This window comes from Kitasatospora sp. NPDC059327, from assembly GCF_042752535.1.
Taxonomy (GTDB): Bacteria; Actinomycetota; Actinomycetes; order Streptomycetales; family Streptomycetaceae; genus Kitasatospora.
Genome location: NZ_JBHYYB010000042.1, coordinates 41773 through 66382, shown reverse-complemented (window position 1 = coordinate 66382; position 24610 = coordinate 41773). Strand labels below are relative to the sequence as shown.

Below are 24610 nucleotides of genomic sequence, written 5' to 3'. Positions count from 1 at the left end.
CGTCTACACCGGGGGCCGACTTCGATCCACGCAGGTGGGGGCGGGCCGGGCGGTCGGCGTGCCGTCAGCGCACCGACCATTTCCGGCCACCCTCGACCGGGCGCCCGAGGACCCCGGTCGGGCCGCCTCAGTGGTCGCCCTCGGCGGCCGTCCTCCGTGGCCGTGCGCTTGACCGTGCTCCGTGGCCGTGCGCTTGACCGTGCTCCGTGGCCGTGCGCTTGACCGTCCTCTTTGGCCGTGCTCAGCGGCCGGGGGTGCGACGGGCGGCCGCGCGGGCGCTCCAGCGGCCCTCGTGCCGGCCGATCCGGATCGGGTGACCGAAGCACGCGCTGACCAGCTCGGTGGTCATCACCTCGTCCACCGGGCCGGCCGCGACGCACTCGCCGTCGCGCAGCAGCAGCGCGTGGGTCGTGCTCTCCGGCAGCTCCTCCAGGTGGTGCGTGACCAGCACGCTGGCCAGCTCCGGGTGCTGATGGCGCAGCAGGTCGAGACTGTCCAGCAGCAACTCGCGGGCGGTCAGGTCGAGCCCGGTGGCGGGCTCGTCGAGCAGCAGCAGCCGCGGGCTGGGCATCAGGGCGCGGGCGATCAGCGCCCGGCCGCGCTCCCCCTGGGAGAGCGTGGGCCAGGGGGACTCGGCCATCGCCGTCATCCCGAGGGTCTCGATCAGCCGCTCGCCGCGGTCGAGCTCCTCGGGGGACGGCTTGCGGTGCAGGTCGGGCTCGATGGTGTTGGTGAGGCCGGTGAGCACCACCTCGCGCACGGTCAGCGGCGACCGCAGCGGATGGCGCGGATTGACGTGCCCGAGGTGGGCGCGCAGCTCACGGATGTCGACCCGGCCGAGCCGGCGGCCCAGCACGTCCACCTCGCCCCGGGTGGGGTGGGAGACCGCGCCCAGCAGCGCCAGCAGGGTGGACTTGCCGGCGCCGTTGGCACCGAGCAGCGCCCAGTGCTCGCCGGGCCGGATGGTGAGGTCGATCCCGCGCAGCAGGTAGCGGCCGTCCCGGACGACGTCGACGTCCCGGGTGCGCAGCAGCGGGCCGGTGGGCAGCGGATCGGGCGTGCTCATGACGGGCGGACCTCCGTGGGGTTGGCACCGGACAGGGTGCGGGCGCGGCACCGTACCGGGCGGGCAGGTGGCGGCCGTCCGCGTGCAGAGTACAACCGTCCGGCCGGCGGTGGCCGGGGGTGTCCGAGGTGTGGACGGGCCCCGGCGCCCGGAAAGGCACCGGGGCGCGCGGGGGCGGACGGCGGGGAGCGGACCGCTCGGCCGGTCCGCACGCCCCTGTTCCCCGGCGGCGGTTGGCGGGACCATCGGAGCGGAGCACGAGGGGAAGGGGGCTGGACGGATGGAGTGGGACGCGGAGCCGGCGGGGCGCGCCGGGACGCTGCACGGACGGTTCGAGGAACAGGTGCGGCAGGCGCCGGACACGGTCGCCGTCCGCTGCGGCACCGGGGAACTGACCTACGGTGAGCTGGACGCCCGGGCGGACCGGCTGGCCCACCACCTGGCGGCGGTCGGGCTGGAGCCGGGCTGCCGGGCCGCGGTGGCGCTGGGCCGGGGCACCGAGGTGTTCGTCGCGCTGCTCGCGGTGCTGAAGGCCGGCGGCGCGTACGTACCGCTGGAGCCGGGGGCGCCCGACCCCTTGCTGCGCCATGTGCTCGCGGAGGCCGATCCGGCCGTGGTGGTGACCGAGGAGAGCCACCGGGTGCGGCTCACGGACGCCGGCGGCCGTGCCGTCGTCTGCGTGGACTCGGCCGCCGGGGCGGTCGCGGCGCTGCCCGCCGGGCCGCCGGCGGTGGCCACCGGGCCGGACGACCTGGCGTGCGTCTTCTTCACCTCCGGCTCGACCGGCCTTCCCCGCGGCGCGCTGATCGAGCACCGCAACCTGCTGGCCGCCCACCGGGGCTGGCAGGCGGTGTACGGGCTCCGCGCCGAGGACCGGATCCTGCAGACGGCGAGCCTGGAGTTCGACGTCTTCACCGCGGACTGGGTGCGCGCGCTGTGCACCGGCGCCACCCTGGTGGTCGCGCCGCGCGATCTCACCCTGGACCGCAACGCCGACATCGCCGACCTGCCCGCCCTGGTGGCCGCCGAGGGCATCACCGTGCTGGAACTGAACGTCCGCACGGCGCGCCGGCTCCGGGACCACCTCGCGGCAGCCGGCGGACCGCTGCCGGACGGACCGCTGTCGGCGGGAGCACCGCCGGAGGGAGCACCGCCGTCGGCGGGACCTCTGCCGGACGGACCGCTGCCCGGGGTGCGGCTGCTCACCGTCGGCGCCGAGAAGTGGTACCTGGACGAGCAGTTGGGCCTGCAGCGGCTGCTCGGCTCCGGCGTCCGGGTGCTCAACGTCTACGGCCTCGCCGAGGCCTCCGTGGACAGTACGTACTTCGACGCGGGCGGCGCGACGGGCGGAGAGGGCAGTGAGCGGGTCTCGCTGGTCGGCCGGCCCTTCCCCGGTGCCCGGGTCCATGTGCTCGGCCCGGACGGCGAGCCGGCCCCGCCCGGCGCGGTCGGTGAGATCGCCGTCGCCGGCGCGGGCCTGGGCCGGGGCTATCTGAACCGGCCCGAGGAGACGACCCGTCGGCTGCGGCCCGCCGTCTTCGACCCGGACGGCCGGATCCTGCTGACCGGCGACCTCGGGCGGGTCCGCGAGGACGGCGTGCTGGAGTTCACCGCGCGCGCCGAGGCCGTGCTCGGGCCGGTCGAATCCGCCGGGGCCGCCGCCGTGGTCGAACGGGTCACCGCGGCCGCGGCCGCCGAGGGCGTGCTGCGCTCGCACCCGGCCGTCCGGGAGGCCGCCGTGGCCGAGGTGGAACCGGAACCGGGGCGGCGCACCCTGGTCGGCTACGCGGTGACCGCCCCGGCGGCCGAAGGGGCCGACGCGTGGTCGCTCTCCGCCCATCTGACGAAGCGCCTGCCCGCCGGTGCCCGGCCCGCCGCCGTGGTGCCGCTGCCCGCGCTCCCCCGCACCCGGGCCGGCAAGCTCGACCGCGGCTCCCTGCCGCTGCCGGCGCCGCGCCACTTCACCGGCCCCCGGGCCGGAAAGGGCGGCGAGAGCGGGGCGGGCCTCAAGGGCAGCCTCAAGGGCGGCGGTACGGGTGGCGGCACGGCCGGGGTGGGGCGCGCGGGCGGAGCCGGCGAGCCGGGCCTGTCCGGTTGCGGCTGGACCCTCCTCGCCCTGCCCTTCGCCTTCGTGGCCTGGCTGGTCACCGACTCGCTCTGGCCCGGCTCCACCGACCTCGCCGCGGTGCCCGACCCCTACTCCGGGTACTTCCGCGTCCTGTACTGCGCCGAGTGGCTCTCCTTCGGCCTGGGCGCCGCCTTCCTGACGGCCGGACGAGCGGTGATCGCCCGGTACGGCCGGCCGCCGGGCCTCTCGGTCGCGGCCCGGCTGTCGGTGTTCTGGCTGCTCGCCTCCTGGTGGCCGCAGGACAACCTCTACCGGACCAGCTCGCCCACGGACTGGCCGCGGCAGTCGGTCCTGGTCTACGTCTTCAACATCGCGCTGATGGCGGCGGCCGTGATCGTGGTCCGCTTCCTCGCCTGGCGGCCGCCGTCCGAACGGACGTGAGGCACGGTCGGCGCGACAGTTCTCGGCGCGGGCGGCGCCCGCCGCCGGTACCGCTCAGCGCAGCGCCTCGAACATCCGGCCCAGCGCGTGGTTGCCGGCGCCGATCAGCGCCTGCCCGGCGTCCAGCGCCTCCGCCCCGCGCGCGGCGAGCGCCAGACCGACGGTGGGCTCCGGCTCGTAGCCCGCCGTCGGCACCAGCGGGAGGACGGTGACACCCAGCCGGGCGCAGTGCGGGCGCAACCGGTCCAGGTGGTCGTGGAGCGCCTCCTGGGAGATCCGGGCGCCGAGCGGCAGCGCGTCCACGGTACGCACCAGGTGGCCGGCACCGCGGACCAGGTCGAGCCGGGTCCGCAGCACGAAGGCGACGGCCGGCCCGGTGAGCCGCAGGTTGATCTCGGTGGGGGCGAGCCTGCGCTCCCGGTCGGTGACGAAGTCGACGTCGAACCAGCCGCGATGGCCCTCGGCGGCGAGCCGCTCGCCGACCGCGAGTCCGAACCGCTCGGCGGTCGCCGCCGCCCCGGGCGGCACCACCCCCGGGCCGACCGTGACCCCCTGGTAGCGGGTGCCGTCCACCGCCATCTCACCGACGCCGACCGGGTGCACGCGGCCGTCGTCACCGATCACGGCGTCGAAGGTGAGATCGCGCAGCCGGTCGGCCCGGCCACCGTCGATGTACTCCTCCAGCAGCAGGTCCCCACCGGCCGGCAGCAGTTCGGCCCCGGCCAGCCGCCGCAGCAGGGCCCGGCCGCCGCCGGCCGCGAACACCTCCCGCGGGGTGACCACGGCCGTCCCGTAGCCGCCGACGCCGTGCGGGCTCTTCAGGACGGTGGTGAGGCCCCGGCCCGCCCGGGCGGTGAGCCGACGGGCGGCGAGACGGGCCGAGCCCGGCCGCTCCTGCCGGGGGACGACGATCCCGGGGTGCGCCGGGGCCAGTGCGGTGAACAGGTCGTGCGCGGCGGCCTTGGACTCGTAGCGCCGTACGGCGGCCAGCGCGCTCCCCTCCCCCTGCGCGGCCGTCCGCCCCCAGGGCAGCACCGGCAGGCCGCCGGCGGCGATCCGCGCCGCCAGGGCCGGCCGCTCGGCGAGCGCCCGCGCGAGCGTCCGCTCCGGCGCGATCCCGCTGTACAGCTCGACCGGCCCCCACTCCAACTCCCGCGCGAGCCAGTCGATCCAGGCCCGTTCGACCTCGCCCGGCAGCACCACCAGGGCCGGCTCGGGGCTGTAGCAACTCGCCATGCCGGCGTAGTGGTGTGCCTGGCGCAGCCGCCGGGCCCGCTGGGCGGCGTCCATCCCGGGCGCGAAGAACTGCTCGTTGAAGTCGGCGACGTTGCCGAGGTGCACGGCCCGCCGTCCGCCGGTCCAGGCCCCCAGCCATCCGTCCATCCCGCGAGCGTACGGCCCGGCGGGGGCCGGCCGCAGGTGGTCGGCGAACGCTCCCGGCCGTCGAGGGGGCAGCGGACCGACGGGGCGTCGGAGGGGAGCCGGGCCGGCGAGGCATCCGAGGAATCCCGGACCGACGGGGTGTCGGAGGAGAACCGGTCACCGGACCGACGGGGTGTCAGAGGCTGAGCAGGCCGGCGGCGGTGGGGCGGAAGCCGCAGGCGTCCAGGTAGAAGGGGCGCAGGTGCTCCTCGAAGTCGACGTGCAGCCAGGCGCAGCCGGCGGCGCGGGCACCCTCGGCGGCGGTGGCGACCAGCCGGGCGCCCACCCCGCCGTGCCGGTGCCCGGCGGCGACGACGGTGTCCAGCAGGAAGGCGTGGGTGCCGCCGTCCCAGGCGACGTTGACGAAGCCGACCAGTGCACCGCCGTCGGCCGGGCGGGCACAGACCCAGCCCAGGCTGTGCCGCTCCAGCCGGTCGCGCCAGTCGACCGGCTCGACGGGCCCGCCGAAGCCCTCGGCGTGCAGGGCGGCGAGTTCGTCGTTGCCGAAGGCGCCGCGCCAGCGGTGGCAGATCGTCACGGCCCACTCCTCCAAAGCTCATTCACATTCGATCAAATCTGATCGGTACAGGACACAGATTGGTCAAGATCTGGTCCGACGTCTAGCCGAGCTTGGCTGTTCACCGTCAATCTCTGACCCAGCTCTTTCCCTGCAGCTACCCCGACTGGAGTCAGAGTGAGCCCCACCTCCTCTCACCGCCGCCACCTCGCGGCCGGAGCCCTCGCGGTCACCGCCGCGCTCGTCGCCGCCACCTTCCAGGCCGGCACGGCATCCGCCGCCCCCGCCGACCGGGCCGCGGCGATCGCCCTGGCCAGGGCCAACGTCACCCACAACGCCGGAGTGTTCGGCTTCGGCGACGGCCAGGACCTTCAGGTCAAGGACGTCGTCATCGACGCCGACGGCACCCAGCACGTCCGCTTCGACCGCACCTACCAGGGCCTGCCCGTCGTCGGCGGCGACCTGGTGGTGCACCAGGACGCGCGCGGCCGGCTCAAGGACTCCTCCCGCGCGGCGGCCCACGACGCCTCGGTGAAGTCCATCGTCCCGAGCGTCCCGGCACAGACCACCGCGAGCCGCGCGCTCCAGGCGGCGCCGGCCATCGGTTCCGCGACCAGCTCCCCCGAACTGGTCGTCTGGGCCGCCGACGGCACGCCGCGGCTCGCCTGGAAGACCACCGTCGCCGGTGTCGGCGACCACGGCCAGCCCGCCGGCAAGGTCGTCGTCACCGACGCCTCCACCGGCGAGCAGATCGAGAGTTACGACGCCGAGCACCAGGCCAGCGGCACCGGCCACTCCGAGTACACCGGCGACATCACCATCGACACCACCGCCCAGTCCGGCGGGTACGCGCTGATCGACCCGGTGCGCAAGCACATCACCAAGGACGCCCACAACATCTCGGCGGGCTCGCTCACCGCGAGTTCCGGAACGCTGTTCACCGACACGGACAACGTCTGGGGCGACGGGCGGAAGTTCTCCACCGACCGCGCCACCGCCGCCGTCGACGCCCACGCCAACACCGCCTGGACGTACGACTACTACAAGAACACCTTCGGCCGCAACGGCATCAAGAACGACGGCAAGGGCGCCACCGTCTTCGTGCACGTCGGCACCAAGTGGGACAACGCCCAGTGGTCCGACAGCTGCTTCTGCATGATGACCGGTGACGGCGACGGCACCACCGACCCGGAGCAGGTCGACCTCGACACCATGGGCCACGAGATGACCCACGGCGTCACCAGCGCGACCGCCAACCTCCGCTACAGCGGCGAGTCCGGCGGCCTCAACGAGGCCACCAGCGACATCTTCGGCACCATGGTCGAGTGGTACGCCAACAGCAAGGTCGACACCCCCGACTACCTGTTCAGCGACCAGTCCACCCCGCCGTGGCTGCGCCGGATGGACAAGCCCTCGCTGGACGGCGCGTCCGCCGACTGCTGGACCAGCAAGGTCGGGCAGCTCGACGTGCACAACTCCTCCGGCGTCGGCAACCACTGGTTCTACCTCGCCAGCGAGGGCAGCGGCAGCAAGACCATCAACGGCTACACCTACAACAGCCCCACCTGCAACGGCTCCGCGGTGACCGGCATCGGCAACCAGAAGGTCGCCAAGATCTGGTACCGCGCGCTGACCGTCTACATGACGTCCACCACCAACTACAAGGGCGCCCGTACCGCGTCCCTGAACGCGGCGAAGGACCTGTACGGCGCGACCAGCGCCGAGTACAAGGCCGTCGCGGCCGCCTGGAGCGCCGTCTCGGTCGCCTGACGACCCGCTCCCCCGCGCACCGCCGCGGCCCGTCGCCCCGGGTTGGTCACCGGGGTGGCGGGCCGCCGGCGTTCGCCCGGGCGGACCCATCGGGTGGCGGGGCGACCGGGCGTTCGCTCGACCCGGCGACCCGGCGACCCGGCGACCGCTCAGCCCAGCACGCGGACCGGGGCACCCGCGAGGAACGCCTCGATGTCCTCCACCGCCTGGCCGTAGTACGTCCGGTAGGTGTCTCCCGAGACGTAGCCGAGGTGCGGGGTCGCCAGCAACCGGGGCGCCGTGCGCAACGGGTGGTCGGCAGGCAGCGGTTCGACCTCGAACACGTCCACCGCCGCACCCGCGATCCGGCCCTCGGTCAGGGCCGCGAGCAGCGCCTCCTGATCGACGATCGCCGCCCGCGAGGTGTTCACCAGATACGCCCGCGGCTTCATCATCGCGAACTCCTCCTTGCCGAGCAGACCCAGGCTGCGGTCACCAAGCACCAGGTGCACGGAGACGAAGTCGCTCCCGCGCAGCAGTTCCTCCTTTCCGGCGGCCCGCCGGACGCCGACCTCCACGGCCCGCGCCTCGGTCAGGTTCGGGCTCCAGGCGACCACGTCCATGCCGAAGGCGAGGCCGACCCGGGCCACCAGGGCGCCGATCTTGCCCAGGCCGAGCAGCCCCAGCCGCCGGCCGGCCAGGTCCGCGCCGAGGGTGCTCTGCCACGGACCGCCCGCGCGCAACGCGTCGTTCTCCGCGACGATGCCCCGGGCAAGGCCGAGCAGCAACGCCCAGGTCAGCTCCACCGGCGGAGTGCTGGAACCAGCCGTCCCGCAGACCGTCACCCCGTGCGCACGGGCGGCCGCGTGGTCGATGACCGTGTTGCGCATCCCGGAGGCGACCAGCAGCCGCAGCCGGGGCAGTCGGGCGAACAGCGCGGCCGGGAAGGCCACCCGCTCGCGCAGGGTCACGATGATGTCGAAGTCGCCGACGGCTCGGACCAGTTCGTCCTCAGAGCCGAAGTGCTCGGGGAAGGCGGTCAGCTCCACCCGGTCGGTCACCGGTGACCAGTCGACGATGCTCGTCGCGACACCCTGGTAGTCGTCGAGTAAGGCGCAGCGAAGTCTCATACCGGCACTCTCGCAGACCGCCCCGGGCGGGCCGGCCCGGGTGCGCGAAGTCCCCGGCGAGCCGCGCCGGGCGAGGACGTCGCGCACCGGGTGGCCGGGACGCCCGGCGGTGGGGACCGGCTCCCCCGGGCGTGGACGACCCCGGCCCCGGAGCCGAACCGGGGTGGCCACGGCGTCGGACGCCGGCTCCCCCGGGCGTGGGCGGCCCCGCCGATGCCCGACCGGTGGACGGCGTCGGATCGCGTCGCGCGCGGTTCGGTGGTGGGTGTGGAGGGTGCCGGTGCGGGTGGGGTGCCGCGTGGCGCGGCGGACGTCCTGCCGGGGCCGGCCCTCGCAGGACGTCCGCGACCGCGCCGGGTCAGCCCTGGGCGAGGGCCGCGGCGTCGGCGGCGATCAGCCGGGCGCGGTCGGCGGGGACGGAACGGCCGGCCTGGTTCTCGGCCCAGCGGGCGAGCGGCTCGTACTGGCCCTGACCGAGCATGACGGTGAGGGTCGCCACCGCGTTGCGGTCCGCGCCGGAGGTGAGGATCAGCGAGGCCAACCCGGTCGGCGTCGCGACCACGGTGAACTCGGTGACCGCCTCGGCCCGGCCGCCCGGTCCGGTCGCCTCGGCGCGCAGGGTGTGGCGTCCGAGCGCGAGCCCGGTCCCGTCGAGCACGGCGTCCGACCCGGCGCCGGGAGGCAGCTCCCGGCCGTCCAGGATCAGCTTCACCGTGTCCGCCCCGCTGGACCGCACCGCCACGGCCTGCCGCTGCGCGCGGTCCAGCGCGGCACCGGCGGCCGGCGAGGCGATCGTCACCTGCGGCGCGGCCGGCGGCGCCACGGTGCCGCCCTGCAGCCAGGCGGAGTTCCAACCGGACAGCTCCGCCGGGCGGTTGGTGATGACACCGTCCACGCCGGCCGCCTCCAGCGCCTTCCAGCGGGCCGCCGCGTCCACCGTCCAGACGTTGACGGCCACCCCGGCCGCGTGCAGGTCCTTCACCACCCCGATCCGGGCCGACAGCGCGCCGTCGGCCGGGTTGTAGGCGGCCAGGCCGAGCTCCCGGGAGATCGCCACCGGGTCGGTGTCCAGCTCACCGCGGAGCAGGCCGAGCGGCAGTTCGGGCGCCAGTTCGCGGGTGAAGCGCAGGGCGTCCACCTCGAAGCTCTGGACGAAGACGCGGTTGGCCATGCCGTGGTCGCGGATCTCCTTGACGATCCGGGCCACCTCGTCGCGGCTGTGCCGGCCCTTGATCTCCAGCAGCAGGCTGCCGCCGCGACCGCGCAGGTCGTCCAGCTGGGCAGCCAGGGTCGGCACCCGCGCACCCGCGTAGACCGGACCGAACCAGGAGCCGGCGTCCAGCGCGTCCAGTTGGGCGGCCGTCAGGTCGCGGATCCTGCCCTTGCCGTTGGTCGTGCGGTCCACGGTGTCGTCGTGCAGGACGTAGGGGACGCCGTCCTTGCTCGGCTGGACGTCGTTCTCGATCCACTCGGCGCCGCCGCGGCGGGCGACCTCGTCGGAGACCAGGGTGTTCTCCGGGGCAGCGGCGGAGGCGCCTCGGTGGGCGAACACGGTCAGCGGCGAACCGGACGGACGGATCCAGGCCCCCGGGGCGAGCGCGGTGATCTTGACGTCGTCGAACGACACCTGCGCCCCGTTCACCACCAACGCCTGGCCGCCGTCCGCGCTGCGGGCGACCTGGGTGGTGCGCATCGCCTCCCGGCCCTCGAAGATCCAGCGGGCGCTGCCGCCGTGCACCTCGACGGCGATCCGCACATCGCGGCCGGTGCCGGCCGCGGTGGGGGCGGCGGCGGTGTTGGTGACGTTCCACGCGTTGCCGGTGGTGCGCCGGGCGAACTCCAGGCCGTTGGCGGCGGTGGTGCCGCTGCGCATCGTGGCGATGGACCACGGGGTCGCGCCGCCCGCCGGGACGTCCAGGCCGAGCGCCGTCCAGCGGGCGGCGTCCTGGACGCTCTCGAACCGGGCGGTGGCCTCGAAGCGGAAGTCGTCGAGGTGGCGGCCGAAGGTGATCCGGCTCTGCTGGCCGGAGGTGGCGGAGGTGCCGACCAGTCGACCGTTCGCCACCTTCCAGTCGCCTTCGACGGCGTTCCAGCCGGCCGGGAGGCCGGCGGCGGAGAAGGTCTCGGAGACGACGACCTCACCGGGCGCGGGAGCGGGCGTAGCGGCAGGGGCGGGCGTACCGGCGGGCGCGGACACGGCAGGGGCCGACACGGCGGTGGGGGCGGTCAGGGCGACGGTGGTGAGGCCGAGCGCGGTGGCGACCAGGGCGGCGACCAGGCCGGCCGGACGGCCCACCGGGCGACCGGTGGCCGGCCGGCGGCGCGCGGGGCGCCGACCCCGTCGACGGGCGACGGGCGGGTGGGTCGCGCCGGGGCGGGCGGCTTCCGGTCGAGTGCCTTCCGGGCGAGCCGCTTCCGAGAGAGTGGCATCCGGCCGGGCGACTTCCGAGGGAGTGGCATCCGGCCGGGCGGCTTCCGAGCGGGCGGTGCGCGGGGGGTGACTGGGTGTCATGGTCGGCAGGCTAGGGGCGGCTGCCGAACCGGAAGCCACTACTCCGCCAATCGCCCGTGACGATTGACGGTACTCCGAACCCGGAGTCGCGGGTCGCGGAGCCGGCACAGGGCGGCCACGGGGCGGGCGGGAGCGGGCAGAGGGCGGAGCGAGGTGGGCCGACGCGTTCATCCGCCGCCCCCCATCGAGCCGCTCTTTCGGGTGTCCTACCAGAGGGTCGACGGACCCGCGAGCACCCAACCGGTGTCGACGGGCTTGACCCAGAAGCCCAGTGCCACGTCCATCGTCCGCGCGCGGTAGGTGACGTGTACGTAGAGATTGCTGCCGGTGTGCCCCCAGCGGAAGTCCCCGAGATCGAGTGCGCCGAGCCAGGACAGGTCCCGCTCCCACGCGGCGCCGGCGCGGCTGCCGCTCGACCGGCTCGCGTCGGCGTCCATGTCCGGCTGCGTGTCCGGCTCCGCGTCGGCGTCGGCGTTCGCCTCGGCGTCCGTATCGGCCTCGGCCTCCGCTCCGACCGAGCCGGACCAGAGTGACTTGAGGACGTGACGGACCGGTGCGTGCTCGACGATCCGCTCGGCCTCGGGGATCCTCCCGGCACGCAGCAGGCCGAAGTAGCGGCGGACGGCCGCTTCGACGTCGGTCTTGGCAGGATGTTCCGTCCAGATCTCCACCGTCGAGACTGTAACGGTGCCGGACACGCCGAGGGAGGGGCGGCGCTTCAGGCGTGCGCACGGCCTCCGCACGTCACCGGCCGGCCCCCGGTGCCCGGGCGGCACCCTGTACCCGGGCGGCTCACGACCTGCTCCCACCGGCCCGCCGTCACGGCACGCTCCTCCCACGGCCGTCGAACCCCACGTCCCCACGCTCTGCTCCACGCTCACCGGCCGCCGGCCGGCCCCCGGAACCGCGGGCCGCGGCCCTGTGGCCTCCCACGACCATCGGAGCACCGGACGACCGGGAGTCGACAGAAATATACAGACCGGTCTACTGTTTCCGCATGGGAGTCAAGGGAGAAGAGACCCGCGCCCGGCTGATCGCCGGCGCGCGCAACCTGATCGAGGCGCAGGGCTACTTCGGCACCGGCCTCAACCAGATCGTGGCGGAGAGCGGCGCACCGCGCGGCTCCCTCTACTTCCACTTCCCCGAGGGCAAGGACCAACTGGTCGCCGCCGCCCTCGTCCAGGCGGGCCAGGAGATCGAGGAACTCCTCCGGTCACCGGCCGGTCGCGGCCCGGACGCGACGGCACTCCTCGACCGGCTCGTCGACGTCTTCGTCGCCCGCCTGGAGGAGTCCGGCTACACCAAGGGCTGCCCGATCGCGACCGTCGGCCTGGAGGTGTCGGGCGGCAACGAGGTACTGCGCCGCGTCTGCGCCGAGGTGTACGGGAGCTGGCAACTGGCGCTCACCGAGCGACTGGTCGCCGACGGCTTCGGCCCCGCCGAGGCGGAGACCGCCTCGGGCCAGGCACTCGCCCTGCTCGAAGGGGCGGTGCTGCTCGCCCGGGTCCGACGCGACCGCCGCCCCCTGGAGGACGCCCGGCACGCCGTGCGCCACCTGCTCGGCGCGAAGCGGAAGTGACCGCACCGGAGGCGGCGTGCCGCCCCGGGCCGGTCACCCGGGCCTGACACCGCAGGCCCGGAACAGGTTGCGCGGGCCCGGTTGCGCGGGCCCGACCTCATGACCACGGACCGCCCCCCTGCCACCCCGCCCTCCTCAGCACTCGCGCGGCTCCGGCGGCTCCGGCGGCTCCCGTAACTCCCCCCAGCTCACCAGTTGACACATGCTCAAGGAATATACCGACCGGTCTACTGAATAAGTCGACCACTTACACCGCCCCACCCGGCCACGCCTCGGCATTCGCCCAAAATATGCCGATCGGTCTACCTATTTTGCCCAGAAATTATGTAGACCGGTCTACTGACAAGGAGTGAACCCGTGAACAGCACCACCCCCACCCCTGAGTCCGACCCTCAACTACAGCCCCACCCACAACCCCAACCGCGCACCCTGGTCCTCGGTGCGACCGGCTTCCTCGGCCGCTGGCTGGTCCTCGAACTCCTCGACCGCGGCGAGCCGGTGGCCGTCGGGGTCCGGGGTGGGCATGGAACCGTACGGGACGAGCAGCTCCGCCGGTGGCTCCGCGAACACGGCGCCGACGACACCGTGCTGACCACTGTCACCGCCGACCTCACTCGCCCCGACCTGGGCCTCACCGCGACGGATGAGGCCCGGCTGGCCGACGTCCGCGACATCCACAACCTCGCCGCCCTCTACCGGTTCGGCCTGGACCGCGCCGAGGCGCACGCCGTCAACGTCGACGGCGCCCTGCACGTGCTGCACTGGGCCGCCGCCCGGCCGAGGCTCCGACGGCTGGTCCACCTCTCCGGCTACCGGGTCGGCCGGGACCCGGCGCCTCGCCACCCCCTGCCGGCCGCCGAGACCGACGCGCTCTACCGCCGTCTCGGCGCCTACGAGGCCTCCAAGCAAGTGGGCGACGCCGCCGTCCGCGTCACGGCCGCCCGGCTCGGCGTACCGCTCACCACGGTCAATCCGAGCAGCGTGATCGGCCACTCGGTCACCGGCGAGGCCGGACAGTACCTCGGCCCGGCCGATCTGGTCCGCCAACTCGCGCGCCGCCGAATGCCGTTGCTCCCCGGCACGGCACGGACCTTCCTGCCGGTCGTCGCGGTCGACCACCTCGCCCGTTTCCTCGCCGCCGTGCCGGAGTTCGACGACGGCCCGGCGCACTCCCACACCGTGCTCGACCCCGCGACACCGCCCCTGCCGGAACTCGTGGCACTACTGGCCGATCACCTCGGCGTCCCCGCACCCCGGGCCCTCGTCCCGGTCGGCCTGGTCCGCCGACTGCCCCGCGCCCTGACCGGCGCCGACCCGGAGACGCTCGGCTTCCTCTCCGAGGACAGCTACGACACCGCCTCCGCCGACCGGCTGGCCCGGTCCGCCGGCCTCCGGCACCCACCCGTCGCCGAGACACTGCGCCGCTGGGCCACCTGCCTGGTCGCCGACGGCTTCGGCGAGGGCGGGGCCGACGAGGGTGCCGCTTCCCGCCCCGGCCGCCCCGGCCGACTCGGCAGGTTCAGCCGGACCGGCCGAGCCACCGACCGGCGTCGCTGAACCGTGCCCGATCACCACTGAACGCTGGCCCGGTCGGGCGGAACCTCGGCCCCCGCCCGACCGCGCGTCACCCAACACCCCGGGAGCGCCCGGCCCTCGGACCATCCGCCCCCCGGAGGAACCGACCCAGCGCCCTCCCCCGGCCGAGGCCCAGCCGTCGCCAGTCCGCCCCTTGCACGGACAAACGACAAGCGGACAAGCGGATCAGGCGCATCAGGCGGAAGGAGCACCTCACCGAGCAAACCGCCGCCCGCCGGTCGACGGCCATGAGCCCGGCGCCGACGAAGCTCGCGGGACCAGGCCCGGATCAGGCCCGGACCAGGCCGAGGATCCGGTTACGGGCAGCCTGCTGCCAGTCGCCCTACCGGCCGAGCCCTCATCGAGCCGGGGCCGGGCCGACGGGGTCGCTATCGTTCCACCGTGACCGGTTCCCCGCGGCCCCCGCTGCTCTTCCTCGATGTCGACGGACCACTCATTCCGTTCGGAGGCCCGGCGGCGCAGGAGTATCCGACCTATCCCACGCATCCCAGTAGCCCCGCGCAGGAGACCGGCGCCAATCCCCTGCTGGCCAGGATCAATCCCGCGCACGGCGCCCGATTGGCGGCACTGCCGTGCGATCTGGCCTGGGCCACGACCTGGAAGAACGCACCGCGCTTGCACCTTGTTCCCGACCTGCGGAAATGAGCTGAGGTGCAAGGGGCTACGACTGGCCAGTGGCCCCTTGCTGTTCGGCCCCGGCCTCACGAAAAGGCCCCCTCCTGCGACTGTGGGGGCAGCAGCAGGAGGGGGCGTGCCCGCCGCTGGGGGTTGAGGACGGCGGGGGGTGCGACATGGCCAGTGCTGGTCGATCACGCGGACGTCGATGCAGAGGCCGCGTTGCCAAACCTCGACCGTTCGGTGCTCACCGACGCGGACGTACCGGAGCTTGCCAGGAACGCCGGTGCCGCCCATCGCCTTGGCCAGGTCGGTCGTATCGTCCACCTCTTCGCGGTAGAAGCGGACACCGGTCGCCATGTAGGTGGCCAGGACGACGATGAATAGGGCCCGTTCCATGTGGTGCTCCGGTTGTGCATGAGGCGGATCAAGGGTGGTCGGCTGGGGACAGCGGCACTATGCCGGGGCCGGCGGGAGGTTCGTGACGGTCCGCAGAGTTCGATCACGCGCGCGGAACCCGAAGCTGATGAGGGTGACGCTCTCTCCGGCGCTGAGGGGTGTACGGCCGTGGGGTGTGAGCGCGCCGTCGAAGACGACGCAGTCGCCGGTGGCGAGGGCGCATTCGAGGTAGCCGTCAGCGGTGATGAAGACGGTGGTGCTGACCTTGGACTGGCCGGTGGGGTGCTCGTGTTTGAGGCAGAGGATCAGGTTGGCTTCGCCGAACCCGATCGTGTCCACGTGGAAGTCGAGGAACTGCCCTTCTTCCAGGTAGGCGATGTAGACGGCGTTGTGCGGCTGTTCGACGTCCAGGCCGGTGGAGCGCGCCACGATGGTGGCGAGGTCGATGTGCTCGGCGAAGCGGTTCGCGGCGTCGCCGACTACCGCGTTCCACTTGCCGTTGTGGAGGTAGCCGTTCACGGCGATCGCCTGCTCGGCCTCCTTGGCCATGACGCCGATCAGCTCGGTGCGGATCGATTGGTCGCGCAGGTGGCGCGGGTGCACGCGCTGCTGTGCGGTGAGCAGGCGCACAGCGTCCTGGAGGGCGGGGAAGTCCTCGGCCCATCGGTCCGGCGTCCTGGTGGTGGTGCGTGACTGGAGCCATGCGGTCCACTGGCGGCTCGGTGCGGCGGGGTCGGTCGCCGCTGCGTCGGCCTGGCTGATCAGCAGGCCGACCCGGTCGAGTGCGGCCTGCGTGGATCCGACCAGTTCGGTGTTCCCCTTGGCGATCCGCAATCGCAGCGCTTCCAGCAGGTGGGACTGGGCGTCGGCAAGGTCGCCGCGTTCCATGAGGTGCTTGCCGGTGTGCTGGAGCGCGAAGTCGAGGAGTTCGGGGTACCGGCCGCGTGCCGTGCTCAGCGCGCTGCGGTAGAGCGCGCCCGCAGTCTGCACGTCTCCGGCGTAGCGGTGGGCGTCGGCGAGGTTGATCCCGGTGGTGACGACGGCGCGGGTGCTACCGATCGCCGCAGCCAGGTCGAGCGCCTGCTGGAGGTGTGCGCGGGCCTCGTCGTGATGGCCCAGGCACATCTCGCCGATGCCGATCCATCGGGTCAGGATGCGGGCACGGGAGGGGTCGCTCCCCTCGGGCAGGGCCCGCAGTTCCTCGTGCAGCCGACCGATGGCGGTGGTCAGCTCGTTGCGGTCGGTGGGGACCATCCGCAGGTTGTCGTCGTGGGCGATGAGGTGGTCCAGCACGTGACCCTCCGTCGTTCGGTTCCAGTCAGCGTGGCATCAGAGCTGGTCGGTCTGGTGACGCAGGTCGGCCACCAGTTCCACGCCGTGGGAGGTGAAGTGCTCAGTGAGGAGTTCGAGTTCGCGCATCAGGTAGCGCACGGCCGGCAGGCCCTCGTCGTACGCGGCCTGGAAGCTCGCGCGCTCAGCGGGCGTGAGGTCGTCGCGGCGCAGTTCGCCCTGGCGGAACCGGAGCAGCTGGTTGTACACGCAGGTGGCGTGGAAGGCCCGATCGAGCTCCCAGAACTGGTTGCGGTCCTCTCCCTGTCCCGCCCGCCACTTGATCTCGATCTTGGGGGAGGTCTGGGACGCGTATCCGTCGGCGAAGACCTGGTGCTGGAGGACGTGAAAGCTGATCGACTGGTGCGTGCCCTCGTGCAGGATGTTCTCGGCCAGGAAGAGGGCGGACGTACGCTCGCTGACGGTGTTCGGTGGGATGTGGCGGGACGCCTTGTCGGAGAACACGATGACGTACGGGAGCGCCGGGTCGCTGGAGCTGGTCAGCGAGGAGGCGCGGACACCGGGCTTGAGACCCACCCATAGCAGCCCCCGGACGAACTCGCGCACGCAGGCGAACCCCTCGGGGTGGACCAGCGACAGGCGGTCCAGGGCGTGGGTCAGCGCCGCGCGGCGCTCCTCGGTGTGCTCGGCGATCTCGTAGTTCGTCAAACTGATCTCGCCCGCGATCTCACGGGGGAGCTCGGCGTCGAACCAGTCGAACGTCGCCCCGGCCACGCTCACGGGCTCGCTGCGCATGGTGCGGGCGTGCTCCGCGTAGGGGGTGCCCGACTTCACCAGGCGCTCCATCAGGGCGAACGGGAGGGCCGACTCGGCGCCCTGCTCGCGGAGCCTGGTCAGTTCCGGGTCCTTGCGGTCGAGGTCGAAGAAGGAGCCGGCGGGGACACGGGTGGCGATGGCGGTACTCAACGAGGACTCTCCTTGATCGGGGCGTGCGGCTGGGGGCAGCGGGTCGGCGAGGGTGAGGACCGCTCGCCGACCCGCCGGTGCCGTCAACTAACCGGCGTCCTTTGGGGACTGCTGTCAGACCTCGGTGCCCACCGGGGCGAAGTCGTCGTCCGGGATGAAGTGCTCCAGGCGGCGGGTCAGGGACTCGACGCCCGTCTGCGGGGCGAAGTCGCCGTCCGGGACGCTGTGGTCCAGGCGGCGGGTCAGGGCGGTGACCTCCGGGGCGAAGTCGCCGTCCGGGACGCTGTGGTCCAGGCGGCGGGTCAGGGCGGTGACCTCCGGGGCGAAGTCGCCGTCCGGGACGCTGTGGTCCAGGCGGCGGGTCAGGGCGGTGACCTCCGGGTCACCGGACTTGGTGGTGGCGGTGCTCATGTGCCTCTCCAATCGGGTTGGCTCTGCCCGCCTGGGTTTGTGCGGGCAGTCGTGCGTTGGTGCCCCGGCCCCGTCAGACGCTTCACGATGGGGCCGGGAGTTCGGGGCGCCCAAAGGCGCGGGGTCACGGTCAGAAGCGGCCGGAGGCGACGAGCGCGGCCACCACCGCCGCCAGCAGGACCATCGCTACCGTCTGGGCGATGGCGACCGGCAGCGGCCTCGGGAGCCCACGGGCCTCCCGGTCGGCGGCCTCGCGGTACTCCTCCTGTCCGTCGTCCACGGCGGCCTACGCCGGGCGCTGGTCGAGTGCAGCGCGCAGCGCGGCGCGGCGGTGGGGCCGGCGGGCACGGGCAATGCAGTCGTCGCAGATCGCGTGGCAGGTGGCCTGGTCCTCGCCGGGGGCCTGGAGCGTGCTTCCGGCGCAGACCAGCGTCTCCTGGTAGCAGCCCCAGCAGGTTCCCTGCCGATAGCCGTCGGGGCGGTCCACGACCACCCCCTCACCCGCGAACCGGACCGGCGTCGGCGGCGGGGGGTCCGCTCGGACTGGCAGCGGCGCGGTCACGCGGACGGGTAGCAGCGGGTTGCTCACTCCGCGGGCTCCAAGTCGGGCAGGAGGACCATCTCCGGGTACGTGTCGCTGGAGCTATCCCGGCTTACCCAGGCGTGGTTGGCCAGCTTGCTCGGGGTCTCCGCAACGGTGCCCGTCCAGCCGTCCGTGCGGTGCCGGACCGGGCCTCCCTGGATCACACTGTTCACAGTTGCGCCTCTCCATCGGGTCGGGGCGTGCGATGTGGTGGTGCTGGTCAGGCCGAGAGGCCGGCGCGGCGGGTTCGACAGTCCGAGCAGGAGCAGGTGGCGCGAACGGCGTCGATCTGGAGCTTCGTGCCCACCGAGGGGGCCTGCCCGGCGGCGTTGGCCTTCCGGTAGTCGTCCAGCGGGTTCCAACCGGCGGGAGCCCGGCTCAACTCGTACTTGCTCGGGGCGGTTCCGGTCTCGCGGTACTCGCGCCTGGGGCTGCGTCTCGCTATCGGTCTGTCCTCCTTCGCCGTGGCGGTGGGGGTGCGTGATAGACCGTAGGAGCTTCAGCCAGACGCTCTCCAGCAAGTTGCACACAGTTGCACAGCCGTCACCCGAGAGAGTCAATCGCCTCTGTGATCAGAATGCGAGCGGCAGCGCCATGCACGGCATCGCTGGCCAGTTCCGCGAACCGGCTGACGTACATGGCCACCTCGGAGGGCTGTGTGATCTGGAGGTACCCGGAGACGAGTTCGACGTTGGCCTGTGACGAGTCGTAGAGCGAGAACGCTTCGACCTGCATCGAGTGGCGCAAGTAGCCTCTCGGAACGATCCCCAAGCTCACGTTCGCCATGGACGCAACGGCGATCAGGTGGGTGAGTTGGCCGGCAGCTACCTCCGTGCCGCCGAGGCCGTGGTACAGGCATGCCTCTTCGATGATGAAGGCGAAGGTCTTCCCGTGGTCTCTCAGGATCTCCTGACGCTCCATACGCACCTGCACGGCCTCTTCCACGTCGTCCACGGCAACGCGACGGCGTTGGGTGGCCTGGAGTACCGAGCGGGTGTAGTCCCGGGTCTGAAGGAGCCCGTGCAGGATGCCAGGTGTGTACGCCCGGAACCGCGTGGTTCGCTCGTACAACGGCAGGACCATCTCTTGGGCGCGTTTGAGTCCGCTCCGCTCCATGCGTCGCCACTCGGTGAACATGGTCTCCACCGAGCGAAGGGAAGCCACCAGGTCCGCGGCGCGGTCGTCCGCTCCGCACGCTCGACACCAATCCCTGATGTCCTGCTCGGACGGTGCGGTGATCGCGTTCTCGATGCGGGAGCACTTCGACTTGCTCCAACCGCATGCGAGGGCGAGAGCAGGCCCGGTGAGCCCGGAGTCCTTCCGGATCTCCTTAAGCCGTTCGGCTAGAGCCTTCCGGGCCTGCTGAACGCTCGATGAGCGGGAAGTACGCATCTCTTTCGGCTACTTGAGCACGTAGTCCTTGTGCGGAGTCGCCCTATGCCACACGGTCTCGAATGCGCTCTTTACGAGCTGAACGACGTCAGGTTCGGTCGTCCACTCCCGGTCCACCACATCCCCGTCGCCCGAGAAAAAGGTGAACATGATCTTGGAGTCATCGAACATCCACAGGTCAGTCCCGGGTAGGGCGATGTCTGCCGCCGACCGGCGCGGAAGCCAGCGAACCTGCTCGCCGATAGCCACGTTCAGGAATGTCACGTGGTGCTCGTAGCGGATGTACTCCGTGACCGGCTCGGAGACGATGCGAGCCCGACGCATGACCACGCCACGGTCGATCGCCTCGCCAGCGAAGTTGGTCCAGTACTGGAACCACTCCGGCCGGTCGTCCGGGTTGTAGCGAAGACCCTCCCGATAGCGCTGGAACTGCGGGTCGTTCGGCGTGTAGTTGTCGCGCATCTCCAGGTGCACGGCAGAGAACTTGGCCTCTGCAATGGCCGTGGCGATCGGGTTGGCCACCCTACTCCCTCTCGTCCTCTTGAGTGGCCAGCCTTGCGGCGAGGTCCACGATGAATTTGATCATTTCTTCCGGGAGGCGGATCACGGTCTCGTGGCCGGGCACGTCAGTCGAGTGCCCAGGGACCGAACCAACCTCCTTGCAGCGGCTCAAGTCCTCATCGCTGGCCTTGTAGGACTGGATGAGCAGGTCACCGTTCTCCGGGTCGCGCCAGATGGTCGGCGAGTCAACCTCTGGCGTGTTGGAGATGATCCCGATGAACTGTAGAGGCTCCACGATGCTCCCTGTGGCTTTGGTTCTGCGTAGTTGCACAACCGGTGGGCTCATCCTGGCCGTACACGACCTGCCTGTCAGGCGTTTCCGTTTCTGACGAACTGCAAGCTCAGTCACACGGCGTCCGGCGAGATAGCAAGTAGTCGGGTGGGTAGGCGGAAAGCCAGCTTCGCCCCGCTGTTCGACAGACCTTGGGCCGTGGACAGGGGTTACGAAAGGTGGTGGGGGTGGGGCCTGGTGTCCACGGACGGCAGGCTCGCCAGGGCCCGCCTCGGTGGAGGTCGCGGGGGTGGGCCCTGATACCCGCGCGCCGATCTCGACACCGTCAGCTAGCAGCTGCCGCACGGCGGCGTCGGCCTGGTGCCGGTAGGGGTGGCGGGAGATGAAGTGGCTGTTCTCCCGGATCTCGTACATGACCGAGGCGAAGTCGGTGGTGTTGAGGGTGACTTCGAGGCGGCGGTCGTGGCCCGAGCCGGTGACGGTCCAGCGGCCGGCACCCACCGCGGACCACATCAGGTCGATGTCCGCTCCGGTGCGGGCCCGATCGGCGCGGGCGCGCTCGGACTGCATGTCGGCGCGGCGCTGGCGCGTGGCGGCCAGCTCGGCCTGGTGCTACTGCTCGGCCTCATCACGACGCCGAAGGAACTCGGCCCGGCTTTGGACGGCCTGGAGCCCCAGCTCCAGCATGCGCTGGCGGGCGGCCTCGCGGCGGCGAGCGGCTTCCGCAGCGGGGGCAGGGCATCGGGCTCGTGGCGGGCGGGCCAGGGCTCGGCGAGGTCGGCGCGGTGGTGCTGCCAGATCTTGAGCATGGCCCGGCCGTCGGGGGTGGCCACCACATCGCCGCACTCGTCCTGCTGGAGGAACCCCGGCTTGATGACCAGCTCGACCACGCGGCGGCGGACCCTGCGGCCCTTGGCCCCGAGGCGGGCCCCAGCCGGGACGAGTCGGTAGCCGCTGCCGTCCCACCACACCCCGCCGTCGGGGTCCTCACCGGTGGCCGCCGCGACCAGGCCGTACACCCTGCTCGTCCACCCGAACTTCTCGCGGGCCTCGCGGGTGCGCTCGGCGGCGACGAACCGGCGGAAGTCGGCTTCGTGGTCGTCGGCGTGGAGGCGGGCGGCGTGGTGGGCGTCGTCGCGGTGGAGGTGGTCGTCGCCGACCTGGGCCGGGCGGCCGGCGTACCGGTCGCCGCAGGAGAGACACCACACCTTCCCGCTGTCGCCCCGGTAGCCGCCGGGGCCGACACCGACGGAGCGCGCCGCGGTCGTCGTCCGCGATGCCTTCGACCACGGCTACCGCGACATCGCCGGACTGCTGCACTCGACCGAGGCGAACGCACGGCAGGTCTACCGTCACGGGCCACGCTCCACCTGGCCGAGGGGCGGACCAGGTTCGAGACCTCCGAGCGGCCGCGCACCGAGCTGTTGACAGGGTTCCTGGAGGCCGCGGCCCTCGGATCGCCACCGCGGTTGGAGGCGGTGCTCGCGGATCAGCTGACCGCGTGGTCCGACGGCGGTGGCAAGGTCCGCGCGGCGCTGCGCCCGGTCCGCGGCCGGGACACGGTGGCCCGCCTCGTCCTGGGCCTGTGAACGCGCTGGGCCACCGCGCTGGGCCATCGCGATGGAGATCGAGGTCGCCGAGGTGAACGGCACGCCGATGGTCCTGGGCCGGGAGGGCGGGGAACTGGTCGTGGTCGGAGGCATCGAGGGCGGCGCGAAGGGCGTCACCGGGATCCGGGTTATCCGGAACCCGGAGAAACCGGGACATCTCGCGCGCCGACCCCAGGGGCTGTCACAGAACGGGTAGCCCGCCGGTCCCACCTCTCCGACAGGACGAGCGACACGGAGGACCGCAGCGATGAAGAACGTGATCATGGTGACCGGCGCGACCGGCGTGCTGGGCCGCGAGGTACTGGAACGGGCGCTCCGCACCGGGCTGCCGGTGCGCGCCCTGACCCGCCGGACGGAGCCGCCCGGCACCGCCGGGGTGTCCTGGTTCACCGGCGACCTCACGGGCGGCACCGGTCTGGCCGAGGCCTTCACAGGGGTCCGCACCGTCGTCCACTGCGCGAGTGACACCCGCAGGTACCGAAACGACGTCCCCGCCTTCCAGCACTTGCTCGACGCCGCGAAGCGGGCCGGAGTCGCCCACATCGTCAACATCTCGATCATCGGCGTCGACCGGATCCCGTTCCCCTACTACCGGATCAAGCTTCAGGGCGAGCGGCTGCTCGCGGAGTCGGGGATCGGCTGGACCACTCTGCGGGCCGCCCAGTTCCCCGCGCTGCTCGACGCGGCGTTGCGGGTGCTGTCCAAGTCCCCCGTCGTCCCGATGCCCTCCGGCACCGACTGCCAGCCGGTGGACCAAGGAGAAGTGGCGGGCCGGCTGGTCGAGTTGGCACTGGGAGAGCCGGCCGGCCGGGTGCCGGACATGGCCGGGCCGACGGTGTACTCCGCCGCCCGGCTCGCCAGGGACTGGACGAGGGCGGCCGGGAAGCGCCGGCTCGTCCTGCCGGTCTTCGTCCCCGGCAGGATCGGCGCGGGGTTCCGCTCCGGCGCACTCACCGCGCCCGGCCGGGCGGTGGGGGTCCGCACCTGGGAGGAGTACCTGGCCGACGAGGTCGCCGGATCGGTACGGGATCCCCACCGGCGCGCCTGAACGCGGCCCGGCCGCCCCGACGGGCCCTGGCGGACGGCCTTACGGCAGCCGGGTGGCCGACCGTTCGAAGCCGAGGAGACTCCAGCTCACGCCCGACCGGCCGTGCAGGTCCGCCCGGGCGGCGCGGGTGAGCAGGTTCAGGCCGTGGCGCCGGCCGAGGGCGACGGTCTCGTCGGCCGAGACGTCGAACATCCGACGGCCGGGCGGGACGGGACCGTGGCGCAGTGACAGCAGCACCCGACCGGCGGGCGCGAGCAGCCCGGTGAGCGCCTCCATCGCCGAGCGGCGCTCCCGGTCATCCAGGTGCATCCACACGGCCGTCAGCAGGATCAGGTCGAAGCGCTCGCCCGAGGCGCCGAGGACAGGTATCTCGGGCAGCGCGTCGTCGACCCAGCGAATGGCGCTGTCGGCGTGGATCCGCCGGCCGATCCGGCGCAGTTCCGCCGTCGGTTCCGCCGCCACCACCCGGTGGCCGAGGGCGGCCAGGGCGGCCGCGTCCCGGCCGGTGCCGGCCCCGATGTCGAGGACGGCACTCGGTGTCCCGGGCACGAGGGGCAGCAGTTCACGGTGCACCTGGGCGAAGGTCACCTCCTCGTACTGCGCGGCGAGTTGCTCCGCCGCCTCGGCGTAACCCTCGGTACCGGCCGGTCCGTTCACTGGTCCCCCTTGAGGTGTCGGGCGGTCCCGGTCGGGACGGGTCGCCCGCCAAGCCGGCCCGGTGACCTCCGAGCGGCCGCCGCCGTCACGATCTTCTCCTGCCGGCGATCCTGCCCGACCACCACCCGGGCCGGGTCCCGGGCGCGCGCCGCGGTCGCCTTCCGGCCGGGCGTGGTGGTCGCGCGTTCACCGGTGCGACGGGCCGTCCGCCCGCTTGCGCCGGCGGTGTTCGGCGACCCGGGCGCGGGATGCGCAGGTGGCCGAGCAGTAGCGGCGCGGGCTGCCGGGGCCGGTGCCGAGGTAGAGGGTGCGGCAGGTCGGAGCCGCGCACTCGCCCCAGGTGGCGCGGCCGTGCTCGGTGAGGATCTGCGCCAGGGCCAGCGAGCCGGAGGCCAGGAACCAGTCGGCCCATCCCGCGTCGCTGCGGTCGACGTGCAGGTGCCAGGGGTGACCGTCGTGCCGGGACAGCCGGGGGGCGCCGGCGTGGTCGGCCAGCGTCTCGTTGAGGGCGACGGCCGCCCGGTCGGTGTCCTCCTCGGTCAGGATGCCGGCCATCCGCAGGGCGGCGTCCCTGAGCTCCAGCAGATCCGCGTCGGACAGGGCCGTCTCGGCGAGGTCCCGCGGATCCTCGCCGTGGCGCGCCAGGAGCGGCACCGCCACATCGCGGGGCAGGTCGGGGTGGGCACGTACGGCGTTGACGAGGTCGACGAGGCGCTGAGCGGCCTGGAAGCCCTGGGTTCCCACGTCTGCGCTCCCTGATCCACGG

At 73.0% G+C, this 24610-nt stretch carries 27 protein-coding genes and 1 pseudogene; 9 read left to right on the top strand and 19 right to left on the bottom strand.

Going from position 1 to position 24610, the window contains the following annotated elements:
* Positions 1-241: 241 nt before the first annotated feature.
* Complete coding sequence (locus ACFXHB_RS24580) at positions 242-1066, bottom strand: ABC transporter ATP-binding protein (protein ID WP_380576765.1); 825 nt, start codon at positions 1064-1066, stop codon at positions 242-244.
* A 280-nt stretch (positions 1067-1346) separates the two neighbouring features.
* Between ACFXHB_RS24580 and ACFXHB_RS24575 the strand changes: the two genes are divergently transcribed.
* Positions 1347-3575: an amino acid adenylation domain-containing protein gene (locus tag ACFXHB_RS24575; RefSeq protein ID WP_380576764.1), complete on the top strand. Its 2229-nt coding sequence runs from the start codon at positions 1347-1349 to the stop codon at positions 3573-3575.
* Positions 3576-3629: 54 nt separating this feature from the next.
* On the opposite strand, the gene ACFXHB_RS24570 is transcribed toward ACFXHB_RS24575, so the two are convergent.
* Both ACFXHB_RS24570 and ACFXHB_RS24565 read right to left on the bottom strand, forming a co-directional pair.
* A complete protein-coding gene (locus ACFXHB_RS24570; RefSeq protein WP_380576763.1) occupies positions 3630-4958 on the bottom strand; it encodes a hypothetical protein in 1329 nt (442 codons plus the stop codon).
* 175 nt (positions 4959-5133) lie between these two features.
* Complete coding sequence (locus tag ACFXHB_RS24565; RefSeq protein WP_380576762.1) at positions 5134-5535, bottom strand: GNAT family N-acetyltransferase; 402 nt, start codon at positions 5533-5535, stop codon at positions 5134-5136.
* A gap of 156 nt (positions 5536-5691) precedes the next feature.
* Between ACFXHB_RS24565 and ACFXHB_RS24560 the strand changes: the two genes are divergently transcribed.
* Complete coding sequence (locus ACFXHB_RS24560; RefSeq protein WP_380576761.1) at positions 5692-7284, top strand: M4 family metallopeptidase; 1593 nt, start codon at positions 5692-5694, stop codon at positions 7282-7284.
* Between the two features lie 149 nt (positions 7285-7433).
* Here ACFXHB_RS24560 and ACFXHB_RS24555 read toward each other — a convergent pair whose 3' ends face one another.
* The 3 genes from ACFXHB_RS24555 to ACFXHB_RS24545 all read right to left on the bottom strand — a co-directional run bounded on the left by ACFXHB_RS24555 (position 7434) and on the right by ACFXHB_RS24545 (position 11576).
* Positions 7434-8393, bottom strand: coding sequence for a D-2-hydroxyacid dehydrogenase family protein (locus tag ACFXHB_RS24555; RefSeq protein ID WP_380576760.1), 960 nt, complete (start codon positions 8391-8393; stop codon positions 7434-7436).
* A 358-nt stretch (positions 8394-8751) separates the two neighbouring features.
* Entirely contained in the window at positions 8752-10689 is a 1938-nt protein-coding gene (locus ACFXHB_RS24550) for a glycerophosphodiester phosphodiesterase (RefSeq protein WP_380576759.1), read from the bottom strand.
* 422 nt (positions 10690-11111) lie between these two features.
* Positions 11112-11576: a hypothetical protein gene (locus tag ACFXHB_RS24545; RefSeq protein WP_380576758.1), complete on the bottom strand. Its 465-nt coding sequence runs from the start codon at positions 11574-11576 to the stop codon at positions 11112-11114.
* Positions 11577-11902: 326 nt separating this feature from the next.
* Here ACFXHB_RS24545 and ACFXHB_RS24540 point away from each other — a divergent pair, with 326 nt between their 5' ends.
* The 4 genes and pseudogenes from ACFXHB_RS24540 to ACFXHB_RS24525 all read left to right on the top strand — a co-directional run bounded on the left by ACFXHB_RS24540 (position 11903) and on the right by ACFXHB_RS24525 (position 15082).
* Entirely contained in the window at positions 11903-12484 is a 582-nt protein-coding gene (locus ACFXHB_RS24540; protein ID WP_380576757.1) for a TetR/AcrR family transcriptional regulator, read from the top strand.
* 357 nt (positions 12485-12841) lie between these two features.
* On the top strand, positions 12842-14041 hold the full coding sequence (locus tag ACFXHB_RS24535; protein ID WP_380576756.1) for an SDR family oxidoreductase: 1200 nt from the start codon (positions 12842-12844) through the stop codon (positions 14039-14041).
* Positions 14042-14461: 420 nt separating this feature from the next.
* Positions 14462-14680, top strand: a pseudogene (locus tag ACFXHB_RS24530) (hypothetical protein); the annotation flags it as partial.
* A 198-nt stretch (positions 14681-14878) separates the two neighbouring features.
* Positions 14879-15082 (top strand): hypothetical protein, encoded by a 204-nt coding sequence (locus ACFXHB_RS24525; RefSeq protein ID WP_380576755.1) that lies wholly within the window; start codon positions 14879-14881, stop codon positions 15080-15082.
* Positions 15083-15151: 69 nt separating this feature from the next.
* On the opposite strand, the gene ACFXHB_RS24520 is transcribed toward ACFXHB_RS24525, so the two are convergent.
* The 11 genes from ACFXHB_RS24520 to ACFXHB_RS24470 form a co-directional block, all read right to left on the bottom strand.
* Positions 15152-16387 (bottom strand): tetratricopeptide repeat protein, encoded by a 1236-nt coding sequence (locus tag ACFXHB_RS24520; RefSeq protein WP_380576754.1) that lies wholly within the window; start codon positions 16385-16387, stop codon positions 15152-15154.
* A 36-nt stretch (positions 16388-16423) separates the two neighbouring features.
* Positions 16424-17350, bottom strand: coding sequence for a hypothetical protein (locus tag ACFXHB_RS24515; protein ID WP_380576753.1), 927 nt, complete (start codon positions 17348-17350; stop codon positions 16424-16426).
* 114 nt (positions 17351-17464) lie between these two features.
* Positions 17465-17761: a hypothetical protein gene (locus tag ACFXHB_RS24510; protein ID WP_380576752.1), complete on the bottom strand. Its 297-nt coding sequence runs from the start codon at positions 17759-17761 to the stop codon at positions 17465-17467.
* 130 nt (positions 17762-17891) lie between these two features.
* Complete coding sequence (locus ACFXHB_RS24505) at positions 17892-18041, bottom strand: hypothetical protein (RefSeq protein ID WP_380576751.1); 150 nt, start codon at positions 18039-18041, stop codon at positions 17892-17894.
* Between the two features lie 6 nt (positions 18042-18047).
* Complete coding sequence (locus ACFXHB_RS24500; RefSeq protein WP_380576750.1) at positions 18048-18350, bottom strand: hypothetical protein; 303 nt, start codon at positions 18348-18350, stop codon at positions 18048-18050.
* A complete protein-coding gene (locus tag ACFXHB_RS24495; RefSeq protein WP_380576749.1) occupies positions 18347-18517 on the bottom strand; it encodes a hypothetical protein in 171 nt (56 codons plus the stop codon). Before ACFXHB_RS24495 ends, ACFXHB_RS24500 begins: the two co-directional genes overlap by 4 nt.
* A gap of 47 nt (positions 18518-18564) precedes the next feature.
* On the bottom strand, positions 18565-18726 hold the full coding sequence (locus tag ACFXHB_RS24490) for a hypothetical protein (RefSeq protein WP_380576748.1): 162 nt from the start codon (positions 18724-18726) through the stop codon (positions 18565-18567).
* 161 nt (positions 18727-18887) lie between these two features.
* The gene (locus ACFXHB_RS24485) at positions 18888-19736 is read right to left on the bottom strand and encodes a helix-turn-helix domain-containing protein (protein WP_380576747.1); all 849 of its coding nucleotides are present in this window, start codon (positions 19734-19736) and stop codon (positions 18888-18890) included.
* Positions 19737-19745: 9 nt separating this feature from the next.
* On the bottom strand, positions 19746-20258 hold the full coding sequence (locus tag ACFXHB_RS24480) for a DUF6879 family protein (protein WP_380576746.1): 513 nt from the start codon (positions 20256-20258) through the stop codon (positions 19746-19748).
* 1 nt (position 20259) lies between these two features.
* A complete protein-coding gene (locus ACFXHB_RS24475) occupies positions 20260-20583 on the bottom strand; it encodes a hypothetical protein (RefSeq protein WP_380576772.1) in 324 nt (107 codons plus the stop codon).
* A 458-nt stretch (positions 20584-21041) separates the two neighbouring features.
* Positions 21042-21737, bottom strand: a complete 696-nt coding sequence (locus tag ACFXHB_RS24470; RefSeq protein WP_380576745.1) for a hypothetical protein — start codon at positions 21735-21737, stop codon at positions 21042-21044.
* A 216-nt stretch (positions 21738-21953) separates the two neighbouring features.
* Here ACFXHB_RS24470 and ACFXHB_RS24465 point away from each other — a divergent pair, with 216 nt between their 5' ends.
* The 3 genes from ACFXHB_RS24465 to ACFXHB_RS24455 are packed head-to-tail and all read left to right on the top strand — an operon-like array spanning position 21954 to position 23187.
* Positions 21954-22118, top strand: coding sequence for a hypothetical protein (locus ACFXHB_RS24465; RefSeq protein ID WP_380576744.1), 165 nt, complete (start codon positions 21954-21956; stop codon positions 22116-22118).
* A gap of 31 nt (positions 22119-22149) precedes the next feature.
* On the top strand, positions 22150-22335 hold the full coding sequence (locus tag ACFXHB_RS24460) for a hypothetical protein (RefSeq protein ID WP_380576743.1): 186 nt from the start codon (positions 22150-22152) through the stop codon (positions 22333-22335).
* Between the two features lie 51 nt (positions 22336-22386).
* Positions 22387-23187 carry an SDR family oxidoreductase gene (locus tag ACFXHB_RS24455; RefSeq protein WP_380576742.1) on the top strand — a complete coding sequence of 267 codons (801 nt, stop codon included), beginning with the start codon at positions 22387-22389 and terminating at the stop codon, positions 23185-23187.
* 39 nt (positions 23188-23226) lie between these two features.
* Here ACFXHB_RS24455 and ACFXHB_RS24450 read toward each other — a convergent pair whose 3' ends face one another.
* Both ACFXHB_RS24450 and ACFXHB_RS24445 read right to left on the bottom strand, forming a co-directional pair.
* Positions 23227-23844, bottom strand: coding sequence for a class I SAM-dependent methyltransferase (locus ACFXHB_RS24450; protein ID WP_380576741.1), 618 nt, complete (start codon positions 23842-23844; stop codon positions 23227-23229).
* A 186-nt stretch (positions 23845-24030) separates the two neighbouring features.
* A complete protein-coding gene (locus ACFXHB_RS24445) occupies positions 24031-24588 on the bottom strand; it encodes a CGNR zinc finger domain-containing protein (RefSeq protein ID WP_380576740.1) in 558 nt (185 codons plus the stop codon).
* Between the last annotated feature and the right edge of the window lie 22 nt (positions 24589-24610).